This is a genomic window from Streptomyces sp. NBC_00554 (genome assembly GCF_041431135.1).
Classification (GTDB): domain Bacteria; phylum Actinomycetota; class Actinomycetes; order Streptomycetales; family Streptomycetaceae; genus Streptomyces.
Map to the genome: position 1 here is coordinate 1,471,073 of NZ_CP107799.1, position 19,398 is coordinate 1,490,470.

General features: G+C 69.4%; 14 protein-coding genes and 3 tRNA genes. 7 read left to right on the forward strand and 10 right to left on the reverse strand.

What is annotated here, in order from left to right; genetic code table 11:
• Window positions 1–43: 43 nt before the first annotated feature.
• A tRNA-Trp gene (locus OG266_RS06645) sits at window positions 44–126 on the reverse strand.
• Between the two features lie 88 nt (window positions 127–214).
• Here OG266_RS06645 and OG266_RS06650 point away from each other — a divergent pair.
• Window positions 215–1,615, forward strand: coding sequence for a hypothetical protein (locus OG266_RS06650; protein WP_371552671.1), 1,401 nt, complete (start codon window positions 215–217; stop codon window positions 1,613–1,615).
• Between the two features lie 29 nt (window positions 1,616–1,644).
• Complete coding sequence (locus tag OG266_RS06655; RefSeq protein ID WP_371543762.1) at window positions 1,645–3,477, forward strand: AAA family ATPase; 1,833 nt, start codon at window positions 1,645–1,647, stop codon at window positions 3,475–3,477.
• A gap of 127 nt (window positions 3,478–3,604) precedes the next feature.
• Here the strand turns inward: OG266_RS06655 and OG266_RS06660 are convergent, their stop codons facing one another.
• The 5 genes from OG266_RS06660 to OG266_RS06680 all read right to left on the reverse strand — a co-directional run bounded on the left by OG266_RS06660 (window position 3,605) and on the right by OG266_RS06680 (window position 6,617).
• Window positions 3,605–4,942 carry an SDR family NAD(P)-dependent oxidoreductase gene (locus OG266_RS06660; protein ID WP_266472960.1) on the reverse strand — a complete coding sequence of 446 codons (1,338 nt, stop codon included), beginning with the start codon at window positions 4,940–4,942 and terminating at the stop codon, window positions 3,605–3,607.
• 35 nt (window positions 4,943–4,977) lie between these two features.
• A tRNA-Glu gene (locus OG266_RS06665) sits at window positions 4,978–5,049 on the reverse strand.
• A gap of 8 nt (window positions 5,050–5,057) precedes the next feature.
• Window positions 5,058–5,129 (reverse strand) — tRNA-Ser (locus tag OG266_RS06670).
• A 247-nt stretch (window positions 5,130–5,376) separates the two neighbouring features.
• Window positions 5,377–5,625 (reverse strand): WhiB family transcriptional regulator, encoded by a 249-nt coding sequence (locus OG266_RS06675; protein ID WP_371543764.1) that lies wholly within the window; start codon window positions 5,623–5,625, stop codon window positions 5,377–5,379.
• Window positions 5,626–5,825: 200 nt separating this feature from the next.
• Window positions 5,826–6,617: a VOC family protein gene (locus tag OG266_RS06680; RefSeq protein ID WP_371543765.1), complete on the reverse strand. Its 792-nt coding sequence runs from the start codon at window positions 6,615–6,617 to the stop codon at window positions 5,826–5,828.
• 94 nt (window positions 6,618–6,711) lie between these two features.
• On the opposite strand from OG266_RS06680, the gene OG266_RS06685 reads away from it, so the two are divergent.
• Complete coding sequence (locus OG266_RS06685; RefSeq protein ID WP_371543767.1) at window positions 6,712–8,178, forward strand: hypothetical protein; 1,467 nt, start codon at window positions 6,712–6,714, stop codon at window positions 8,176–8,178.
• A 190-nt stretch (window positions 8,179–8,368) separates the two neighbouring features.
• Here OG266_RS06685 and OG266_RS06690 read toward each other — a convergent pair whose 3' ends face one another.
• The 3 genes from OG266_RS06690 to OG266_RS06700 all read right to left on the reverse strand — a co-directional run bounded on the left by OG266_RS06690 (window position 8,369) and on the right by OG266_RS06700 (window position 11,063).
• On the reverse strand, window positions 8,369–8,584 hold the full coding sequence (locus tag OG266_RS06690) for a DUF6243 family protein (RefSeq protein ID WP_266472966.1): 216 nt from the start codon (window positions 8,582–8,584) through the stop codon (window positions 8,369–8,371).
• A gap of 378 nt (window positions 8,585–8,962) precedes the next feature.
• A complete protein-coding gene (locus OG266_RS06695) occupies window positions 8,963–10,009 on the reverse strand; it encodes a LacI family DNA-binding transcriptional regulator (protein ID WP_371543770.1) in 1,047 nt (348 codons plus the stop codon).
• A 100-nt stretch (window positions 10,010–10,109) separates the two neighbouring features.
• Window positions 10,110–11,063 carry a multicopper oxidase domain-containing protein gene (locus OG266_RS06700; protein ID WP_371543772.1) on the reverse strand — a complete coding sequence of 318 codons (954 nt, stop codon included), beginning with the start codon at window positions 11,061–11,063 and terminating at the stop codon, window positions 10,110–10,112.
• A gap of 184 nt (window positions 11,064–11,247) precedes the next feature.
• Here OG266_RS06700 and OG266_RS06705 point away from each other — a divergent pair, with 184 nt between their 5' ends.
• On the forward strand, window positions 11,248–13,767 hold the full coding sequence (locus tag OG266_RS06705) for a ThuA domain-containing protein (RefSeq protein WP_371543774.1): 2,520 nt from the start codon (window positions 11,248–11,250) through the stop codon (window positions 13,765–13,767).
• Window positions 13,767–15,983, forward strand: a complete 2,217-nt coding sequence (locus OG266_RS06710; protein WP_371543776.1) for an OmpL47-type beta-barrel domain-containing protein — start codon at window positions 13,767–13,769, stop codon at window positions 15,981–15,983. The genes OG266_RS06705 and OG266_RS06710 overlap by 1 nt, the downstream gene beginning before the upstream one ends.
• Window positions 15,984–16,038: 55 nt before the next feature.
• Here the strand turns inward: OG266_RS06710 and ligD are convergent, their stop codons facing one another.
• On the reverse strand, window positions 16,039–17,055 hold the full coding sequence (gene ligD / locus OG266_RS06715; RefSeq protein ID WP_371543778.1) for a non-homologous end-joining DNA ligase: 1,017 nt from the start codon (window positions 17,053–17,055) through the stop codon (window positions 16,039–16,041).
• 74 nt (window positions 17,056–17,129) lie between these two features.
• On the opposite strand from ligD, the gene OG266_RS06720 reads away from it, so the two are divergent.
• The gene (locus tag OG266_RS06720; RefSeq protein WP_266472975.1) at window positions 17,130–18,200 is read left to right on the forward strand and encodes an ATP-dependent DNA ligase; all 1,071 of its coding nucleotides are present in this window, start codon (window positions 17,130–17,132) and stop codon (window positions 18,198–18,200) included.
• Between the two features lie 174 nt (window positions 18,201–18,374).
• Window positions 18,375–19,370, forward strand: coding sequence for a DUF3048 domain-containing protein (locus OG266_RS06725; RefSeq protein ID WP_371543780.1), 996 nt, complete (start codon window positions 18,375–18,377; stop codon window positions 19,368–19,370).
• Window positions 19,371–19,398 lie beyond the last annotated feature (28 nt).

The window sequence follows — 19,398 nt, forward strand, 5'->3', positions numbered from 1 at the left end:
GGCGTTGTCCGAACGCTCTGGGATCCTTCTCCCGTACGGCAGATGGGGGGCGGGGCGGCTGGATTCGAACCAGCGTGTTCTGGTTTTGGAGACCGGTGCGCCTGCCTCTGCGCTACGGCCCCGCCCTTGGGGCCGAGCGTAATGCCTTGGCCCGATGTCAGTCGCACCTGGTACCAAGGAGGCAATGGGGGAGACACGACACGGGGGGCGGGTCATGGCGTACGGAGTGCGGGGACGGCATCGCCCCGTGGTCGATCTGGCGGACCGCAGGGCGCTGGAGCGGTACCGCCCGGCCAACGCCGAGGTCATGGAGCAGGCGCGGCGGCTCAAGGAGGCCGCGCTGCTGGACTTCGGGCTGACGGAGTCGGCGGTGGCCTCCTGGCTGTACGCGAAGTGCCACCACCAGCTGGCGACCACGGCGGTGGACACGGCGGCGGTGGTGGCCTCGGGCGACGGCTCCTGTCTGCTGCTCTACAACCCGGACTTCTTCGTACGACTCGGCCTGGACGGCGTGAAGTTCGTGCTGTTCCACGAGGCCCGGCACCTGGTGCAGCGGCATCTGTTCGCCGACCCCGAGCTGCGTGCGGACCCCGTCTTCGAGGTAGCCACCGAGGTGTCCATCAACCATGTGGCGCTGGTGCGGCTCGGCCGGGAGGAAATGCCGCTCCTTGACGGCCGTCCGACGGGCATCGATCCACGCAAGGTCCACGAGGCGTACAGAGAGGATCTGCTCGGGCAGGGGCTGGAGCCGGTCACGTACGGCGAGTTCACCGAGACCGATCTGACGGTGTACGGCGAGCTGAGGAGGATGCGACAGCCGCCCGTGCCCGTGCGGCCGTCGTGCGCGCATCTGACGTCCGACGTGCCCGCCGACCAGGAGACCGTCGACGAGGTGACCTCCTCCGCGCTGCTCAACTCTCTGCTCGCGGCCCGCCGTGGGCATGCCGGCGCCGAGCAGGAGCTGCTTGACCTGATGGGCCGTACCGAGGGCGCCTCGGCACGTGCCGCGAAGATCTGGGGGCAGCTGGGCGCCGGGATGCTGCGCGGCGAGACCACGCGGACGCGGACGGTCGACTGGTGGCAGCGCTGGCTGGTGGACGTGCTCGGTTCGAAGCTGCGTGACGGCGAGCGGCTGGTGTACCCGAAGAAGCGGGGCGCGCTGCTCGCGGCGCTCGGCCAGGACCCGATGCTGTCGCGCCGCGGCCCGGTGCGCGACAAGGTGCTCGTCATCGCGTACGACACCTCGGGCTCCATGCCGCACCGGGTGATCGAGTGGCTCACCGAACTCGTCGGACGGATCGACGGGGTCGAGGCGCACTGGCTGTCCTTCGACACCGTGGTGATGCCCTTCGCGGCGGGCGAACGCGTATACGGCGGAGGCGGCACGAGCTTCCAGGCCGTCGCGGACTACGTGGAGGGGCGCGCCGAGGTGAACGGCCGCCTCTGCGAGGCGAGTCCGGACGCCGTGGTCATGCTCACCGACGGATACGCCCCACCGATCACGCCGGCCGAGCCCGACAAGTGGATCTGGCTGATCACCGAGGGCGGTCATGAATGGCCCGAGACCCATACACCGGCCATGGACTGTCATCGCGTCACCACGGGATCGCGGTAACCCATCAACTCAGCACAGGATCAGGACGGATGACGACCGCCACCAACCCCAGGCCCAACTCACGGCCCAGCCCCAGCGGCGGCACCCCGCCCGCGCCCTCCCGGCTCGAGTCGTTCATCGACGCGATGATCGGCATGGGGCAGACGGGTCAGATCTTCGGCGAGCACGGCATCGGAAAGACGGCGACGTTCTTCTCGCACGTGGCACGCAGCCGCCCCGACGCCACGCTGGTCTACGTGCCGGCAGCCAACCTCACACCGGACGACCTGCTGGTCAACGCTCCGGTACGGGACCCTCGGACCGGCGAACTCGTGCTGCGCCAGCTCGTGATGAGCCAGCTCAAGCCCGGCACCCCCTTCGTGCTGCTCATCGACGACTCGCTCCAGGCGGGCGAGACGATCCAGTCGCAGCTGATGCAGATCGCCTGCGACTGGACGCTCGGCGAGCACGATCTGCGCGCCCTGGGCTGCGTCGGCGTCTTCCTCACCGACAACGAGTCGCTGGCCGAGACCTCGGCGCGGCGCAGCGACCTCGCGCTCCTTGACCGCATGGTCACGATACGGATCTCGGCGAACGACACCTCGTGGCGGAGCAATCTGGCCGCCAAATACCGGGAGTGGGACCTGAATCCGGTCTTCTCCCTGTGGGCGTCCCTCTCCCCCACGCTCCGCGAGCTGCTGTCGCCGCGCACCCTGGACCACGTCCTGGCGAACGCCCGCGAGGGTTTCCCGCTGCGCTGGGGCCTGCCCCTGGTGGGCGGCGACCGGCTGCGCCTCGTCGAGCCCCGCCCGGACGGCAAGCCGGGGCAGAACCGTACGGCCGAGATCCTGGACCGGATCGCCGAGTACCTGGGCGTGTCCAATCCGGCGGCTCTTCCCGATCCCGTACGCCAGGTGGTGCGAGCCGCACTGCGCAATCGCTGGACGGTGCTGCTCCAGGGCCCGCCGGGCTGCGGCAAGACGGAGCTCGTACGGGAGACGGTGCGCGACGCCCTTGGCCGGCCGCCGCTGTACTTCTCGCTGCCGGTGACCAACGTCGAGGACCTGTGCGCCCCGATCCCGTCGGCGGACGGCACCCTGGACAACCTGCTCGCGGCGAACTTCACCGGTCCCGAGCCGAAGGCGATCGTCTGGGACGAGTACAACCGGCCCAAGGACAAGGCGGCGTTCGCCAAACTGATGGAGATCACCCAGGAGTGGTCCCTCGCGGGGCGGCGGATCGAGAACCTGCGCGCGCAGATAGCCGTCCAGAATCCGCCCTACCACCTTGGCCGCAAGCTCCTGGTCTCCCGGAACAACATCGCCCAGGCGACCCGCTTCACGGCCTCGCTGACGGTCGATCCCGAGGACATCCCGGCCAACGAGTGGCTGCTCGCACGGTACGGCTCGGATGCCGAGACCGTCCTCGAGTGGTGGAAGCACGACATCGACGACGACGGCCGCGCCTGGATCACCAAGCGGACCCTGGAGCGGCTCATCAAGCTGCACCGGCGCGGGCTGCCGCTGGAGATGGGAACGGTCTACCTCGGCGACGGCGAGTACGCCCCCGTGCCGCTGACAGCCCTCATCGACCGGCTGCGCGGACGCCCCGTGACCGGCCTGCGCGAGCTCGCCCGCGAGGCGGACACCTGGGAGGCCCGGCTGCGCCGAGCGGCCGAGCACTCCGACGAGGGCGCCGACGACAGCGACGTGGTCCACCAGATCCTCGCCAACGCCGAACTGTCCCAGCTGAAGAAGCACCGGAAGGTGGTCGCCCGACTGGTGGCCCTACTGCCGCCGAAGCTACGGGCGACGTACCTGGTGGGGGCGACAGAGGGGCAGCAGCGATTCTGGACGGAGATATTCGTGGGGATGCGGCGCTGATCTTTCAGCCCGTCCGGCGTTTGAGGACGAGCGCGTCAGCGCGATGCGGGGGTCTGGGGGCGGCAGTCCCCAGGGACGGGAAGGGTAGGGGCGGAGGGGGCGAAAAACCCACCGCCTCACCCCCCACTCACCACTCCGCCACCCGGTAGTCCTTGAGGAACACCCCGGACACAGGCGCCCCCGCTTCCCCCCGCACGATCGGGTCGTACACCCGAGCCGCCCCGTCCACGATGTCCAAGGGCGTACGAAACCCGGCCCCCGCCATCCGCTCCTTCTTAGGAGCGGGGTTCTCATCAGTGATCCACCCGGTGTCCACGGCACACATGTGCACCCCCAACTCCGCGAGTTCACCGGCACTGGTACGCGTGAGCATGTTCAGCGCGGCCTTGGCCATGTTGGTGTGCGGATGCCCGGCCGTCTTATTACGGACGGCGAAGCGCCCCTCGACGGCCGTCACGTTGACGACATACCGGCGCGGGTGCGGCGAGGCGAGCAGCAGCGGCAGCAACCGGTCGCAGAGCAGGGCCGGGGCGAGCGCGTTGACCAACTGGGTCTCCAGCACCTCGGCAGGGTCCAGTTCACCCAGCCGGGCGGACCACGAGTTCTCCGGCGAGGGGTCGGGCAGCAGCCCGGCCTCGTCGGCCTCGTGAAGCATCACGGGCAGCGCGGAGGCACCGCCGCCCTCCAACGCCCGCATCGGCGTGAACCCGGGTGCATGCCGGGCGCCTTCGGGCAGTTCGGCGTACTCCCCCGCGGCCAGCACGGCGTACGACTCGGCAGGCCGCCGCACCGTCTGCGCCGCGTTGTTCACCAGGATGTCGAGCGGCTCACCCTCCTGCCTCAACTGCTCACACAGACCGAGGACTTGACGCGGATCCCGCAGATCCACGGCCAGCACGGTCAGCCGGTCCAGCCACTTCTCACTGCCCGCCTCGGCACGGAACCGGCGCACGGTGTCGTGCGGAAACCGGCTGGTGACCAGGAGTTCGACGCCGTCGCGCAGCATCATCAGGGCCAGCTGGAAGCCGATCTTGACCCTGCCGCCGGTGAGCAGGGCGCGGCGACCACTCAGGTCGGTGCTGAGCGCACGCCGGGCGGTGTTGTCGGCGGCGCAGTCCGGACACAACCGGTGATAGAAGGAGTCGACCTGTCGATAGGGCGTCTTGCAGACGTAGCACGCCCGCGGCTTCGCGAAGACGCCCTGCGCGCCGGGCGTGTCCAGGGGCGCGTCCTCCCGCCGGTCGAGCGCGCCCGTCGCGGTCGCGGCCATCGCGGCCGCATCGGCCACGGTCACCTCGGCGCCGCGCGTCTTCCGCCGGCGCAACCGCCCGTCGCGCGCGAAGGATGCGGCGACCTGCTCGGCCCGCAGTCGCACGGGGTCGTCGACGGGCAGTGCCCGCAGCTTCCCGACCGTACGGTGGAAAGCCGCCAGTTCCTCCTCGGTGATCCCGTCGCCGTCGGCCATGCGTCCCGCCCCCCGCGTGTTGCTGGTGTTCTCGGTGGGCCCGGCCGGATTCGAACCGGCGTATCCGCCCTGAGAAGGCGGTGAGTCTGCCTCTGCTCTACAGGCCCCCGCGTGATCCGGGCGACCGGATTCGAACCGGCGTGTTCGCCTGAGCAAGGCGGTGCGCCTGCCTCTGCGCTACGCCCGGACGCGCCCCCGGATCCTAACCGCACGCCCTTCGGGCCGCCGCATCGATTTACGGCGGCGAAACGGATCGACGCACCGAAGTACCCGAACTCTGGGCGCCCTTCGACGCCTTGAAGCAGGCCACCGGTGACGGGATCCGCTGGGTACTGGGTGAGCAGTGCTCGCGCGGGGCGTGGGAGACATACATCCCGGCCAGGACATGGCAGTTGACGGTGTCGTACGACTGAGGGACCAGCTGACGAACCCGGTCAGTTCTGCTCCGCGCGCCGGAGGCTGAGCCGCTCCTTCTCGGAGAGGCCGCCCCAGACTCCGAAGCGCTCGTCGTTGTTCAAGGCGTACTCGAGGCAGGCGGAGCGCATCGCGCACATACCGCAGATGCGCTTCGCTTCCCGGACCGAACTGCCCGGCTCGGGAAAGAAGAACTCGGCCCCGGTCTGCGCGCACAGCGCCTGGTCCTGCCAGGCGATGTCGGGCGGGGTGATGGTGTCGGTGTGCATGGCGAGGATCGTGCCGCCCGACGAAAAACGTTCGATCAATGACTCATCAACGCCGTGTCAATCCGGCGCCTACAGGCGCCACGACATCCGTGATGATGGCCCGGCGGGGGCAGGGCCCGCACGGCGGCGCGCGGCACGGTCGCCGAGTTTTCCCGGCGGCCGTGCCCGCCCCGCCCGCCCCCAAGTCCTGGGGCCGGCCGTCAGCCGTGCTGCGGCGCGCTCTTGATCACCGCGAAGCGTGCCCCGTACGGGTCGGCGAGCTTGGCGATGCGGCCCACGCCCTCCACGTCGATGGCGGGCATACGGACCTTGCCGCCCAGTTCCTGGGTCTTGGCGACCGTGGCGTCGGTGTCCTCGACCTCGAAATACGGCAGCCAGTACGAGCCTGTCTCCACCTCGATCGGGTCGTCGGCCAGCGGGACCACACCGCCGAACATGTCCTCTTCCCCGGCACCCGCGGGGTTGATACAGGTGTACGTGCCACCGGGGAACGGCTGGGCCGAGGTCTCCCAGCCGAACACCGAGTTGTAGAAGACGGCCGACAAGGCGATGTCCGGGGTGTAGAGCTCGACCCAGCACAGCGAGCCGGGGTCCCCTGCCACGTCGATGCCCTTGAGCTGGTCCGGCTGCCAGATACCGAAGGGCACCCCCGCCTGGTCGGCGAGGATCGCCATGCGGCCCTCGCTCATCACGTCCATGGGCTGCATCAGCACCGAGCCCTTGGCCTGCTCGGTCGACTTGGCCGTGGCTTCCGCGTTGGGGGTCTGGAAATAGACGGTCCAGGAGGGCGGGCCCTGGTCCGGCGTGGTCTGCATACCGCCCGCCGCCGACTTTCCGGCGAGTTGGAAGAAGCCGTAGCCGCCGGATTCGGACCCCGCGGACTGGAACTGCCAGCCGAAGAGGCCTCCGTAGAAGGTGGTGGCGCCTTCGATGTCGGGTGTGCCGAGATCGACCCAGTTCGGAGCGCCGGTGACAAAACGGGTGGTGAGCATAATGCCCTCCTTTGAGGGGTCCCGTTGCCTGCACCGCCGAGTCTTCCACCGCCCACTGACAATCGCTGGCGGAGCCGCCACCTAGAATTCCCGGATGTTCTCTCGGCGCCGGGCACAGAAGCGACAGGAGCTCCTCCTCACCCTCTCCGAGCGGCTCAGGTCGCCCGACTCCACGGTCCGCGAGAAGGCCTCCGCCGAGGTCGCCGAGACGCGTGACCTGGAGTGGGCGCTGCGCGAACTGGCCCAGGCGCTCGATCACGAACCGTCACTGGACGCCTTCGTGGCGGCGACCGGAGCGTTCTCCGACGCGCTATGCCGGGATGAAGCACTCCGGGGGCGCGCGGTGCGGGTCTTCGCGCGGAACCTGGACGATCCCGAGGGCGTCCTGCGTGAGTGGACGGCACTGGTCGCGGAGCTGGGTGGAGCGCCGGCCCTGGAGGTGATCGACGCGGACCTCCGGCACGACGCCCGCCTGCGCCTCGAGGCCTTGCGGAAGCAGGGCTGGACGCCGGAGGGACTGCCCGGGGTCCAACCGGGAACATTTATATTCGAACTGCAATTCGGTATTGCCGTCTCAGCCATCCATGCCGCCGTACGCCGCGGATCGCCACTCTCCGAAGAAGACGCGCAGCTCACCCGCGTGGAAGCACGAGCCGTGTTCAAGAAGGCGCTGCCGCACCCTCGGGGCAGCACGGAAGGCGCCGATCAGCTCATGCCGCTGGCCGCGCTGCCCGACGAGGACTCGTGGTCGGACCGCGCCCGGACCGGTCTTCGCGTCGATGAGGCGCTCTCGCTCTGCGGGAGCGGCGAAGAGGACCTGGTGGCGTTGGGTATGGAGGTGCTGGGCTGTCTGGTGACGCTGCACGACGGGATCCGGCGGGACCGCGTGCGCGAAACCCTGGACGATCTCGCCTCGCGGGACCAGGAGCCGTTCACGCTCGGCGAGATCCTGGACTGCTACAGCCTCATGCACGCGGAGCTCCCGCTGCCCGACCCGCCGTTGAATCTCTTCCTGGACAAGGTCCGGCACCCGGCCGCCCAGGTCCGCAGCTCCGCGGCCCTCGGGCTCTCGCATCTCGCCCCGGGGCACCCGAAGGAGGCCTCGGCGGTGGACGCCCTGGTCCGTCTGCTGGACGAGGACGTGGATGACGAGGTGCGGCAGTGTGCCGCCGGCGCGCTGCACCGGGGCGAGTACAGCAGCCAGGACAACGCGAGCGCCGCGTCCTCAGCCCTGGCCCGCCACGCCGACTCGGCCGTCCCCGCCATTCGCGCCCAGAGCCTGGCCGACCGGCTCGGCCAAGGCGCGCCGGACGCGTTCCCCAGACTGCTGACCGAGCTCGAACTCCCCGACCCGCACTGGCGGTTCATGCCGGTCGTCGCCCTCGCCGCCACGCGGACTTCGGACCCTCGGATGCCGCGCCCGATCCGCACCGCTCTGATCAAACGCGTCGCCCACCTGCAGAAGACCGGCTGGGCCGACCGGCACACCGACCCCGTCTACCCCGACGCGCAGGACCGGACAGAGCTGTTGGAGGACGCCTTGACGAACCTTCGCGCCTAGGGCCTGTCCGGCGGATCATGCCGGAGACGCGGGGTGGTGGCGGTGACGGGGCTGCCGAATCTGCGGCTGCCCCGGGCGGTCGGCCGAGAGCGTAGCGGGACCGGCCGCGCCCGGTACGGAAGCAGGGCCCGGACCGCGACACGCGGTCCGGGCCCTGCCCCGTGCGGTGCCGCCCGGCGGCGGCGGCGCGTCAGCTCTGTGCGGTGTCGTCGCCCGCCTGCGCGGCGCCCTCAGCTGCGCCTGTCTTCTCACGCATCTTGCGCACCAGCTCCGCCTTCTTGTCGGCTGCACTCTGGCGGTCGAGGTTGCGGTGCGGACCGTGGTTCTGCCGTTCGGCGCGGGACTGCTTCTTGCGCTGGCCGCCGCCCATGCCCACGGGGTTGTTGATGTTCTTGCTCACGGTCACGGGTTCTCCCGGTAGTGATGTGAAGTGATCTACGGATTCATCGGTGGGGGACGGGCGGCGACGTCGAAGGACGTCAGCAGGGGCCCATCACGCTCTCACTCGTAAATCGGCGCCTGGAAGAACATGACAAGGACGTTACCCGGTTCCGTCGGCCCCGCACACCAACCTCTTCGCCGCCCCGGCGTCGGCGGGGCCTTCGGCGAGCGCCCGAGGTCAGCCTTTTCCTTCCGGGAATCTCAGCACCGCCGGCACCCGCCGGTGGTCGCCGCCCGCCCGGGGCAGGTCCAGATGGGCGTTACTGGGCCGCCTTTAGGAGTCCTCTCCGGCCGATCGACTCTGCGGCAGAAGAGTGTCCGGTGGACGGACGACGCCACATGCCTACGCCGAAACGCGTCGCACCAACGTCGTCGGCAGCACCACGCTGGACGGCGCGCCTCCCAGACCCGCCTCGCCGCCCCGGCGGTCAAGGCCGCGCAGCAGCAGCCTGGCCATCAACCGGCCCATTTCCTCTATGTCCTGACGGACCGTCGTAAGAGGCGGGTCCGTTTGTTCGGCGACCGGCAGCATGTCGTCGAAGCCGATCACGGCGACGTCCTCGGGCACCCGGCGCCCCTGGTCGCGCAGGACGCGCAGGGCGCCGGAGGCCGACAGGTCGTTCGCGACGAACACCGCGTCGATGTCGGGGCGGCGCTCCAGGAGCTCCCGCATCGCGCGCTCGCCACCCGCGGGCGTGAAGTCGCCCTCGGCGATGAGACCCGGGTCGCCGTCGACCATGACGTCCCGGAACCCGTCGAGCCGGTCCACCGCCGACGTCTGGTCGAGGGCGCCGGTGATGTGGGCGATGCGCGTACGCCCGAGCCCGACGAGGTGACGTACGGCCTCGCGGGCGCCGCCCCGGTTGTCGGAGTCGACATAGACGGCCGATACGGCGTTCCGGGGACCGTCGCCCCAGCCGGGCCGCCCGCCGAAGACGGTGGGCACGCCCGCGCCATGGATCAGACCGGGCAGCGGGTCGTCGAGGTGCAGCGAGAACACGAGTGCGCCGTCGACATGGCCGCCGGCGAGATAGCGGCCGACGCGCGCGTGGTCGTCGCGGCCCTCCGTGAGCAGCAGCACGAGTTGCGAGTCGTGTGCCGTCAACTCCTTGCTGATGCCGCGGAGTTGGAGTGCGAAGAAGGGGTCCGCGAAGACCCTGGTCTCCGGTTCGGCGACCACGACGGCCACCGCGTCATGGCGCCGGGTGACGAGACTGCGGGCGGCCTGGTTGGGGACGTATCCCAGTTCTTCGACGGCCCGCCTGACTCGCTCGACGAGCGGCTCGCGCACCCCGTCGCCCCCGTTCACGACGCGCGACACGGTGGCCCGGGAGACCCCGGCCCGCGCGGCCACGGCCTCCAACGTGGGGCGCGACGCTGTCTCGGTCACCTCTGGGCACCTCCTCGACGGATGCCGATCAGGATAGCCGCGCCGCCGCCCACGTGTGAGAGCGCTCTCGGATCACCGAAGGCCCGTTGGGGACGACCGCCTAGTGCTCGTGCGGTTCGTACCCCGGAATCGTCCCGTCCGTCTTCTTCACCAGGAACAGCCCCACCATCCCCATGTCGGAGTGGCTCTGCACGTGGCAGTGGTACATCCACGCCCCCGCTCCGACCCCCTCCCCCGCGATCACCTGGAAACCGAACGAGTCGGCGGGTCCGACGATCTTGTTGTCGATGACCTGGCTCGGGTCGTCGGGGCCGGTCAGCAACCCCGTGCGGTTGTCGGCCCAGCGGTGACCGTGCATGTGGAAGGTGTGGTAGTACTCGCCGTGCGTGATCATCACGATCTCCACGCGATCGCCCACCGTGGCCTCGAAGTTGGGGCCCGAGTGGGCGGGCTTGTTGTTGATCAGCATGTCGTTGAAGACGATCGTGAAGGTCGCATCGGGCAGGATGTCGCCCTTGCGGCGGACGATCACCGGGCCGTAGAGGCCCTTGCGGATGCCGCCCGTGCCGTGCTCGGTGCCGACGACGTGGTCGTGGTAGTGCCAGTACCCCGCGCTGCCCGCGCGCCAGGTGCCATCGGCGCGGCGGCCCGGCGCATGGGTGCGCCAGGTGTAGGTGCGGGTGCCGCCCGGCTCGACGTCGCTCCTGTTCAACTTCGTTCCGTCGCTGGAGATTTCGTAGTCGAGACCGTGGACATGAAGGCTCGCCGCCACGTCCATCGTGTTCTCGAACTCGATGTGCAGCGTGTCGCCCTCGTTGAGCTCGATCAACGGGCCCGGTATCGACGCCATGCCCTTCTCGAGGCCGTAGCCCATCTGCCCGTCGGCGAGCTTCTCGGCGTACAGCTTGATGTGCCGGACCTCCCCGCCGGCCGGCGCGGTCCGCACCGGACCACCGGCGCTCACGGCCTGTGTGGCCGAGGACAACGATGTCGCACCGGTCGCGATCGCCGCCCCGCCCAGCAGCATCCGCCGATTGAAGCCGCGTCTGTCCATGCCGAACTCCCCACGCTGGTACGGAATTTACGGAGATGAACCTGTGAGACCGTAGCCGCGCCGCCCTCGTTTATCCACACTCAGGACAAAGTTTGTTCCATCCCGGTCATACCTATTGGCGAGCCGCGAAAAGAGGTCTAGCTTCCTTTGCGCTGTCTGTGACCGACGAGGAGTGGATGACCACATGCGGCTCACATCGCATCAAACACCGTCAGTTTTACGAGAGTTGAGCGCGAGAAGACGCAGAAGGCACCGCCGCGCCTGGGCAGCCGCCCTGGCCGCCGGAGCTGTCACCGCCGGGGCGCTCTCGGCGCCGTCCGCGAGTGCGCGCCCCGCCCCCGATCCGGCTCTGACAACGATGTCCATCACGTCGCCACCGGGCGGCGCCAACGCAAGGGTGCTGGTCTTCTACGGCTCGGCGGCCGCCGAGGACGAGTCGCCGGTCGTCAACGCCGGGATCGAGGCGATCGAGAAGATCGGTCTGTCGGGTCCGGCCGCACAGCAGTTCAAGGTCGAGGCGACGGACGACGCGTCGGTCTTCACCAACGAGACGAAGCTGGGCCGGCTCAACGCCATCGTCTTCCTGACGGGTGGCGGGGATGTCCTCGATCCGGAGCAGGAGGCCGGCCTCGAGGCCTACATGGAGGCGGGCGGCGGTTTCGTAGGCATCCACGACGCGGCCCGCGCCGAGCCGTACTCGGACTGGTTCACCGGGCTCGTCGGCGCACGCCCGGCAAGCACCAGCCCGACAACGGTGCAGCGAGCGACCGTTGAGGTCGGCGACCGGCAGCACCCCGCGAGCAAGGATCTGCCGGTCCAGTGGAAGCGCCCCGACCAGTGGCTCAACTGGGTGAAGAACCCCTCGGGCGACGTGCACACGGTGGCGCGGGTGCGCGAGTCGACGTATCAGCCGGGCGCGAGCAAGAACGGCTGGGACCACCCGGTGAGCTGGTGCCGTGACTACGACGGCGGCCGCTCCTTCTACACCGGCATGGGCGGCACGGTCTCCTCGTACGACGAGACCGACTTCCGTACCCATCTGCGCGGCGCCCTGCTCTGGACGACCCGCCTCGCCCAGGCCGACTGCAAGGCGACGATCAACGCCAACTACAAGGCGGAGCGCCTGACCCAGCCCAACCAGCCGGGCCAGAACGACCAGATCGGCGAACCGCACGGCCTGGTCACCGCGCCCGACGGACGGGTGCTCTACATCGGCCGCGGCGGAGCGGACTCCTCCCAGCCCGTGATCACCGACTGGAACAACCCGGACATCGGCAAGGGCAGGGGCGAGATCCACGTCTACGACCCGAAGACCAAGAAGGTCACCCTGGCCGGAGCGCTCACCGTGTTCGGCAACAAGGGCGGCGGCGACGAGCTGGTCAAGGTCGAGGAGGGGCTGCTCGGTATCGAGATCGACCCGGACTTCGAGCGGAACGGCTGGGTGTATCTGCACTACACACCCCACTCGCAGATCAACCGCGATACGCGGATGGCCGAGCGCCGGGTCTCCCGCTTCACGCTCGATCCCGCCACCAACAAGCTGGACCTGAGCAGCGAGAAGGTGCTCCTCAAGTGGCCGGTGCAGATCCACAGTTGCTGCCACGCGGGCGGCGGGATGGCCTGGGACTCCAAGGGCAACCTGTACATCGCGACGGGTGACAACAACTCCAGCGGCTTCAGCGGCGGTTACTCGGGCAACAACCCCGAACCCAACTACAAGGGCGTCTCGTTCGCGGACGCGCGCCGTACCGCGGGCAACACCAACAACCTCAACGGCAAGATCCTGCGCATCCACCCGGAGACCGACGGCACGTACACGCTGCCGGCAGGCAACCTCTTCACGGGCGAGGAGACCGACGAGGGCGGCGGCAAGACGCGCGGCGAGATCTATGTGATGGGGGTCAGGAACCCCGCCCGCATCTCCGTCGACAAGAACACCGACACCCTGTACGCCGGATGGGTCGGCCCCGACGCGAGCGCGCCGTCGACGACCTGGGGCCCGGCCAAGTACGACACCTTCGCCGCCATCACCAAGGCGGGCAACCGGGGTTGGCCGTACTGCATGGGCAACAAGCAGCCCTACCGCGACCGCAATCTGCCAGACCCGACGAAGCCGCTGGGCTGGTACGACTGCGCCCACCCGAAGAACGAGTCCCCGAACAACGACGGTCTCGTCAACCTCCCGCCGGTCACCGGCAACAACATCTGGTACTCGCCCCAGGGCGGCGCCCCGGACTATCCGCGCGACGCGAACGGCATCCCCTCCTACAAGCAGGAGGAGGCCACGTACCTGCTGCCGTGGCTCAAGGGCGGCGGTCAGGCGGCGATGAACGGGCCGGTCTACCGGTACGACTCCTCGATCACGGGCGACGCGAAATGGCCCGCCTACTGGGACGGCAAGTGGTTCGTCGGCGACTTCTACGACTCCGACCAGCCGCGCAATGCCGTCATCACCGACCCGAAGACGGCCGGGGACGGCGGCCTCCCGATCCACTCGGAGTCGCTGAAGAAGATCGTGCCCATCGGCAACGACGGCATCAAGAACCTCATGGACTGGAAGTTCGGACCGGACGGCGCGCTCTATGTCCTCGACTACGGGCGCGGCTTCTTCACCTCGGACGCCAAGTCGGCGCTGTGGAGGGTGACTTACACGGGCGGTGGGCCGACTCCGGCCGCCGACCAGCTCGCCAGGAAGGCGGAGTGATGCGCGTACGAAGGCGAAGAACAGGACGTCTGTGGACGGCCCTGCTGGCGTCCTTGCTGATGGTGCTCGGGCTGACGTCGACGTCGGCGTTCGGGCGTACGGAGGACGCTCCCTCGGGCGCCGCCGCCGCACAGACGCTCACCTGGACGGCGGGCGACGACATCACCAAGTACACGTCCGCGCCGGTGACGGCCGTGGCGGGACCGACCACGATCGTCTTCGAGAACAGCGCGGCGACCGGCAACACGACCGGGATGCCGCACACCCTGACGTTCGTGACCTCCGACCCCGAGTTCAACAACGACGTCGAACTCAACATCCTGGCCAACCCGTTCGACGACCAGGGCGGCCGGCACACCGCCGAGGTCACCCTCACGCCCGGCCGGTACTTCTACCACTGCACGATTCCGGGCCATGGATCGATGCAGGGCATCCTCGTGGTCACCGAGGGCAGCGGCGAGGACACCACGGCGCCCGAGACCTCGGCCGCCGTGAGCGGTACGCAGAACTCGGCGGGCGCGTACGTCGGTTCGGCGACGGTGACGCTGAGCGCCTCCGATGCCGGATCGGGCGTCGACAGGATCGAGTACGCCATCGGTGACACGGGGGCCTGGCAGCCGTACACCACGCCTGTCGTGATCGACCAGGTCGGCTCCCACAAGGTCCGCTATCGGGCGGTCGACAAAGCGGGCAACACAGCCGCGGAGAAGACGGCGGAGTTCACCGTGGTCGCCCCGCCGACGGACGACACGACCGCGCCCGAGACCTCGGCGACCGTGACCGGGGAGAAGAACGATCAGGGCGAGTACCTGTCGATGGCGACCGTCACCGTCTCCGCCTCGGACACCGGTTCCGGCGTCAACACCATCGAGTACTCGGTCGACTCCGGTGCCTGGCAGCCGTACACGGCTCCCGTGATGGTGCACTCACTCGGCGCACACCAGGTGCGTTACCGCGCGACCGACAAGGCGGGCAACACAGCGCCCGAGAAGAGCGTCGCCTTCACGGTGGTCGAGCCGCCCGTCTCCGACACGACGCCGCCGGTGACCGGGGTGACCGTCGACGGGACGAAGAACTCCGACGGCGCGTACGTGAACAGCGCCAAGGTGACCGTGAGCGCGACGGACGAGGGCGGTTCGGGTGTCGCCGCGATCGAGTACTCGCTCGACGCCGGGCCCTATCTGGCGTACACCGCACCGGTGTTGGTCGACCGCGTCGGCGCCCACACGGTGGCGTACCGGGCGAGCGACAAGGCGGGCAATACGTCCGGGCCACGCACCGTGAGCTTCACGGTCGCACCGGGCGGCGGGGTTCCGGCGCCCAACTGCCCTGAATTCGACGAGCGGTTGACGGTGATCGTCGGCACGGTCGACTCGGGTGTGCCGAACCGGGTGACCAACAACCGTTGCCGCATCAACGAGTTGATCGAGGACGAGAAGGAGTGGACCTCCCACGCGCTGTTCCTCAAGCACGCGAGGACCGTCCTCGACAAGCTCCTCAAGGAAGGCGTCATCGACCAGCGGGAGTACAACGCGGTCTACAAGGCGGCCAGGCAGTCCGGCATCGGCAAGCCGGGCCAGACCGACGGCTACAGCAAGATCTTCGACGGTTCACAGGAGTCGTTCGCCAAGTGGGCGCAGGTGGGCGGTGGTTCGTTCGGGCTGAACGCGGACGGGTCGATCACCTCCGGCACCTCGGTGGGCGGGCTCGGCATGCTGTGGTTCCCGCAGCGCAAGTACGGCGACTTCTCGCTGAAGCTCCAGTGGCGTGACGACGCTCCGGGCACCGGGAACGCCAACTCCGGTGTGTTCGTGCGGTTCCCGTGGGTCCACGACCACCCGGAGGAGTCGCGTCCCGAGTGGGTCGCCATCAAGTACGGGCACGAGGTGCAGGTGCTCGACCGGCCCGACGGCGACATGTACAAGACGGGCTCGGTCTACGGCTTCGACCGGGTGGGCCTCGCCGGTGCGGGCGTCACCCAGAAGGGCACCTGGAACGACTACGAGATCCGCGTGGTCGACCAGCACTACTCGGTGTTCCGCAACGGTGTGCTGATCAACGAGTTCGACAACATCGGCGGCCAGGACTTCACCCCGCCGCGCTCGGACGACCCGGGCACGGACGGACGGCGGTTCGCCTCCGGCTATGTCGGGCTCCAGGTGCACGGCACCACGGATGTGGTCTCGTACCGGGACATCCGGATCAAGGAGCTGTAGCCGACACTCTGCGCGGGGAGGCTCCGGGGATGCCCCGGAGTCTCCCCGTTCGCTACTAGCTCTCCTCGTGCTTGGCCCTGCTCGGCTGCACCCGCTTCGGCTCGCCCGGCATCTTGGGGTACTCGGGCGGGTACGGCAGGTCGCCCAGGCCGTGATCGTGCTCGTCGCGGTTGGCGAGATCCAGCAGGGCTTCCAGGGAGAAGGCGTGGTCGTCCATGTCGGCGTGCACGTCGCCGAGTTCGGCGAACCGCGCGGGCATGGTCACGAGGTCGAAGTCGCGGGGCACGGCGTCGTCCACCTCGTCCCAGCGCAGGGGCGCGGAGACGGGGGCGTGCGGGCGGGGGCGTACGGAATAGGCGGAGGCGATGGTGCGGTCGCGGGCGGTCTGGTTGTAGTCGACGAAGATCCGCTCCCCGCGCTCCTCCTTCCACCACTTGATGGTCACGCGGTCGGGCATCCGGCGTTCCAGTTCGCGCCCGACGGCGATGGCGGCCCGGCGCACCTGCGTGAACGTCCAGCGCGGCTCGATCGGCACGAAGACATGCAGGCCCCGGCCGCCGGAGGTCTTCGGATAGCCGCGCAGCCCGCCGAACTCGTCGAGGACGGCGCGCAGTTCATGGGCGGCGTGTACGGCGTCGGCGTAGTCCGTGCCGGGCTGCGGGTCGAGGTCGATGCGGAGTTCGTCGGGGTGGTCGACGTCGTCGCGGCGCACCGGCCACGGATGGAAGGTGAGCGTGCCGAACTGGGCCGCCCACAGGACCGCGGCGGGCTCGGTGGGGCACATCTCGTCGGCGCTGCGGCCGCTGGGGAAGGTGATGTGGGCGGTCGGGATCCAGTCGGGCATGTTCTTCGGCGCCCGCTTCTGGAAGAAGGACTCGCCCGCGACGCCGTCCGGGTACCGCTCCAGGGTGGTGGGGCGGTTGCGCAGCGCGCGGAGGATGCCGTCGCCGACGGCCAGGTAGTACTGGGCGAGGTCCAGCTTCGTGAAGCCGCGCTCCGGGAAGAAGACCTTGCCCGGGCTGGACAGACGTACCGTCCTCCCGGCTGCTTCCAGTTCCACCGCTTCGCCCATGCGAGCCACGGTAGGCCCACGATGGTTGCCCCGCACACCGGGCGGACGGCTCCGGAACCGCGCAGAATCGAAGCATGGATCTGCCGGTGATGCCCCCCGTGAAGCCGATGCTCGCCAAGTCCGTGGCGAAGATTCCGCCGGACATGCACTACGAGGCGAAGTGGGACGGCTTCCGGGCGATCGTGTTCCGGGACGGCGACGAGATCGAGATCGGCAGTCGCACCGGGAAGACGCTGACCAGGTACTTTCCCGAGCTGGTGGAGGCGCTGCGGGAGCGGCTGCCGGCGCGCTGTGTGATGGACGGCGAGATCGTGATCGCCAGGGACGGGCGGCTCGACTTCGACGCGCTCACGGAACGGATCCATCCGGCGGACTCCCGGGTGCGCACGCTGGCCGAGCGGACGCCCGCCTCCTTCGTGGCCTTCGACCTGCTGGCACTGGCCGACCGCTCGCTGCTCGACGTCGAGCTGGGCGACCGGCGCGCCTTGCTGGTGATGGCGCTGTCCGGCGTCACCGCTCCGGTCCACGTCGCCCCGGCGACCACGGACATCGACGTGGCACGCCAGTGGTTCGAGCAGTACGAGGGCGCGGGTCTTGACGGTGTGATCGCCAAGCCGATCCATCTGCTCTACCGGCAGGACGAGCGCGCCATGTTCAAGATCAAACACGAGCGGACGGCGGATGTCGTCGTCGCCGGTTACCGCTTCCACAAGAGCGGGCCGATCGTCGGTTCCCTGCTCCTGGGTCTGTACGACGACAAGGGCACCCTGCAGCACGTGGGGGTGAGCGCCGCGTTCCCGATGAAGCGGCGCGCGGAGCTGGTGGAGGAGCTGGAGCCGCTGCGTCTCGAGGACGTCGGGGAGCATCCCTGGGCCGCCTGGGCGGACGAGTCGGCGCACGAGACGGCACGGTTGCCGGGCGCGCCCAGCCGGTGGTCGTCGAAGAAGGACCTCTCCTGGGTGCCGCTGCGGCCCGAGCGGGTGGCCGAGGTGGCGTACGACCACATGGAGAACGGTGTGCGGTTCCGCCACACGGCCCGCTTCCGCCGCTGGCGCCCCGACCGCACCGCCGAGAGCTGCACGTACAGCCAGCTGGAGGAGCCGGTGGGCTACGACCTCGCGGAGATCTTCAGCCCACAGGACTGACCACGCCGATCAGCCCCTCGTCCCACCCTCCCCCGAAGCCCCGAACCTCCTCCGATGCATCCCGCTGAGCCGAACAGCTCACTTGACGCGCGCAATCACAACCGAACGGGTATGGCCACCGATGAACCTATAAGCGCACAATCGATGACACGGGACAGGGTGGCCACGGTGGGCATGCGACAGATGGCGCGGATGCGGCGCGGCGCGATGACGGCGGCGCTGCTGGCCGCCTCGATGACGGGCTCCCTGATCACGGGCTGCACCGCGGGCGGCGACGCGATCGACGACGGGCGCGGGAACAACCAGATCCCGGGCCCGAGCCAGGGGACCGAGAGCCCCACCCCTCCCGCGAGCGCCGGTTCGGTGCTCGCCGTGAAGATCGACAATGTGCGTGCGGCCCGCCCCCAGACGGGTCTGGAAGCGGCGGACATCGTGTACGCGGAGCAGGTCGAGGGCGGTCTGAGCCGGCTGATGGCGGTCTACGCGAGCAAGCTGCCGAAGGTGGTCGGCCCGGTGCGCAGCGCGCGCGAGTCGGACCTTGAGCTGCTGCGCCAGTTCGACGAGCCGACGCTCGCCTTCTCGGGCGCCCAGCGCAAGCTGCTGCCGCTGATCAACAAGGCGCCGCTGCGCGCACACCCGCCCGGCAATGCATCCGAAGACGCCTACTACCGGGGCACGGGCAAGTCCGCCCCGCACAATCTCTATCTGCGCCCCCAGCGGCTGGCGGCATCCGCACCGGGCTCCGGGGCCCTCACCACCGGGTTCCACTTCGGCACGGCGCCCGCGGGCGGCAGCCCGGAGACCTCACGCACCGTGAAATTCCCCGCGGCCCGCTTCACCTTCACCTGGTCCGAGAGCCGGCAGCGCTGGCTGGTGGCCATGGACGGAACCCCGACGGTGACGACCGACGGGAACACGGTGGCTCCCGCGACGGTCGTCGTGCAGTACGTGAAGGTCCGCAAGTCCAAGTACCACGACATCCTCGGCAGCAACTCGCCGTACACGGAGACGGTGGGCTCGGGGACCGCGAAGGTGTTGCGCAATGGCCGCGTCTTCAACGTGAACTGGGCGCGCCCCAGCGCCACGGACGGTACGGAGTTCACGACGGCGGACGGAGCGCCGATGAACTTCGCGAAGGGCCAGGTGTGGGTGGTCTTCGCGAAGGCCTGACCCCGAAGGCCGAGCGTCCGGGCACGTG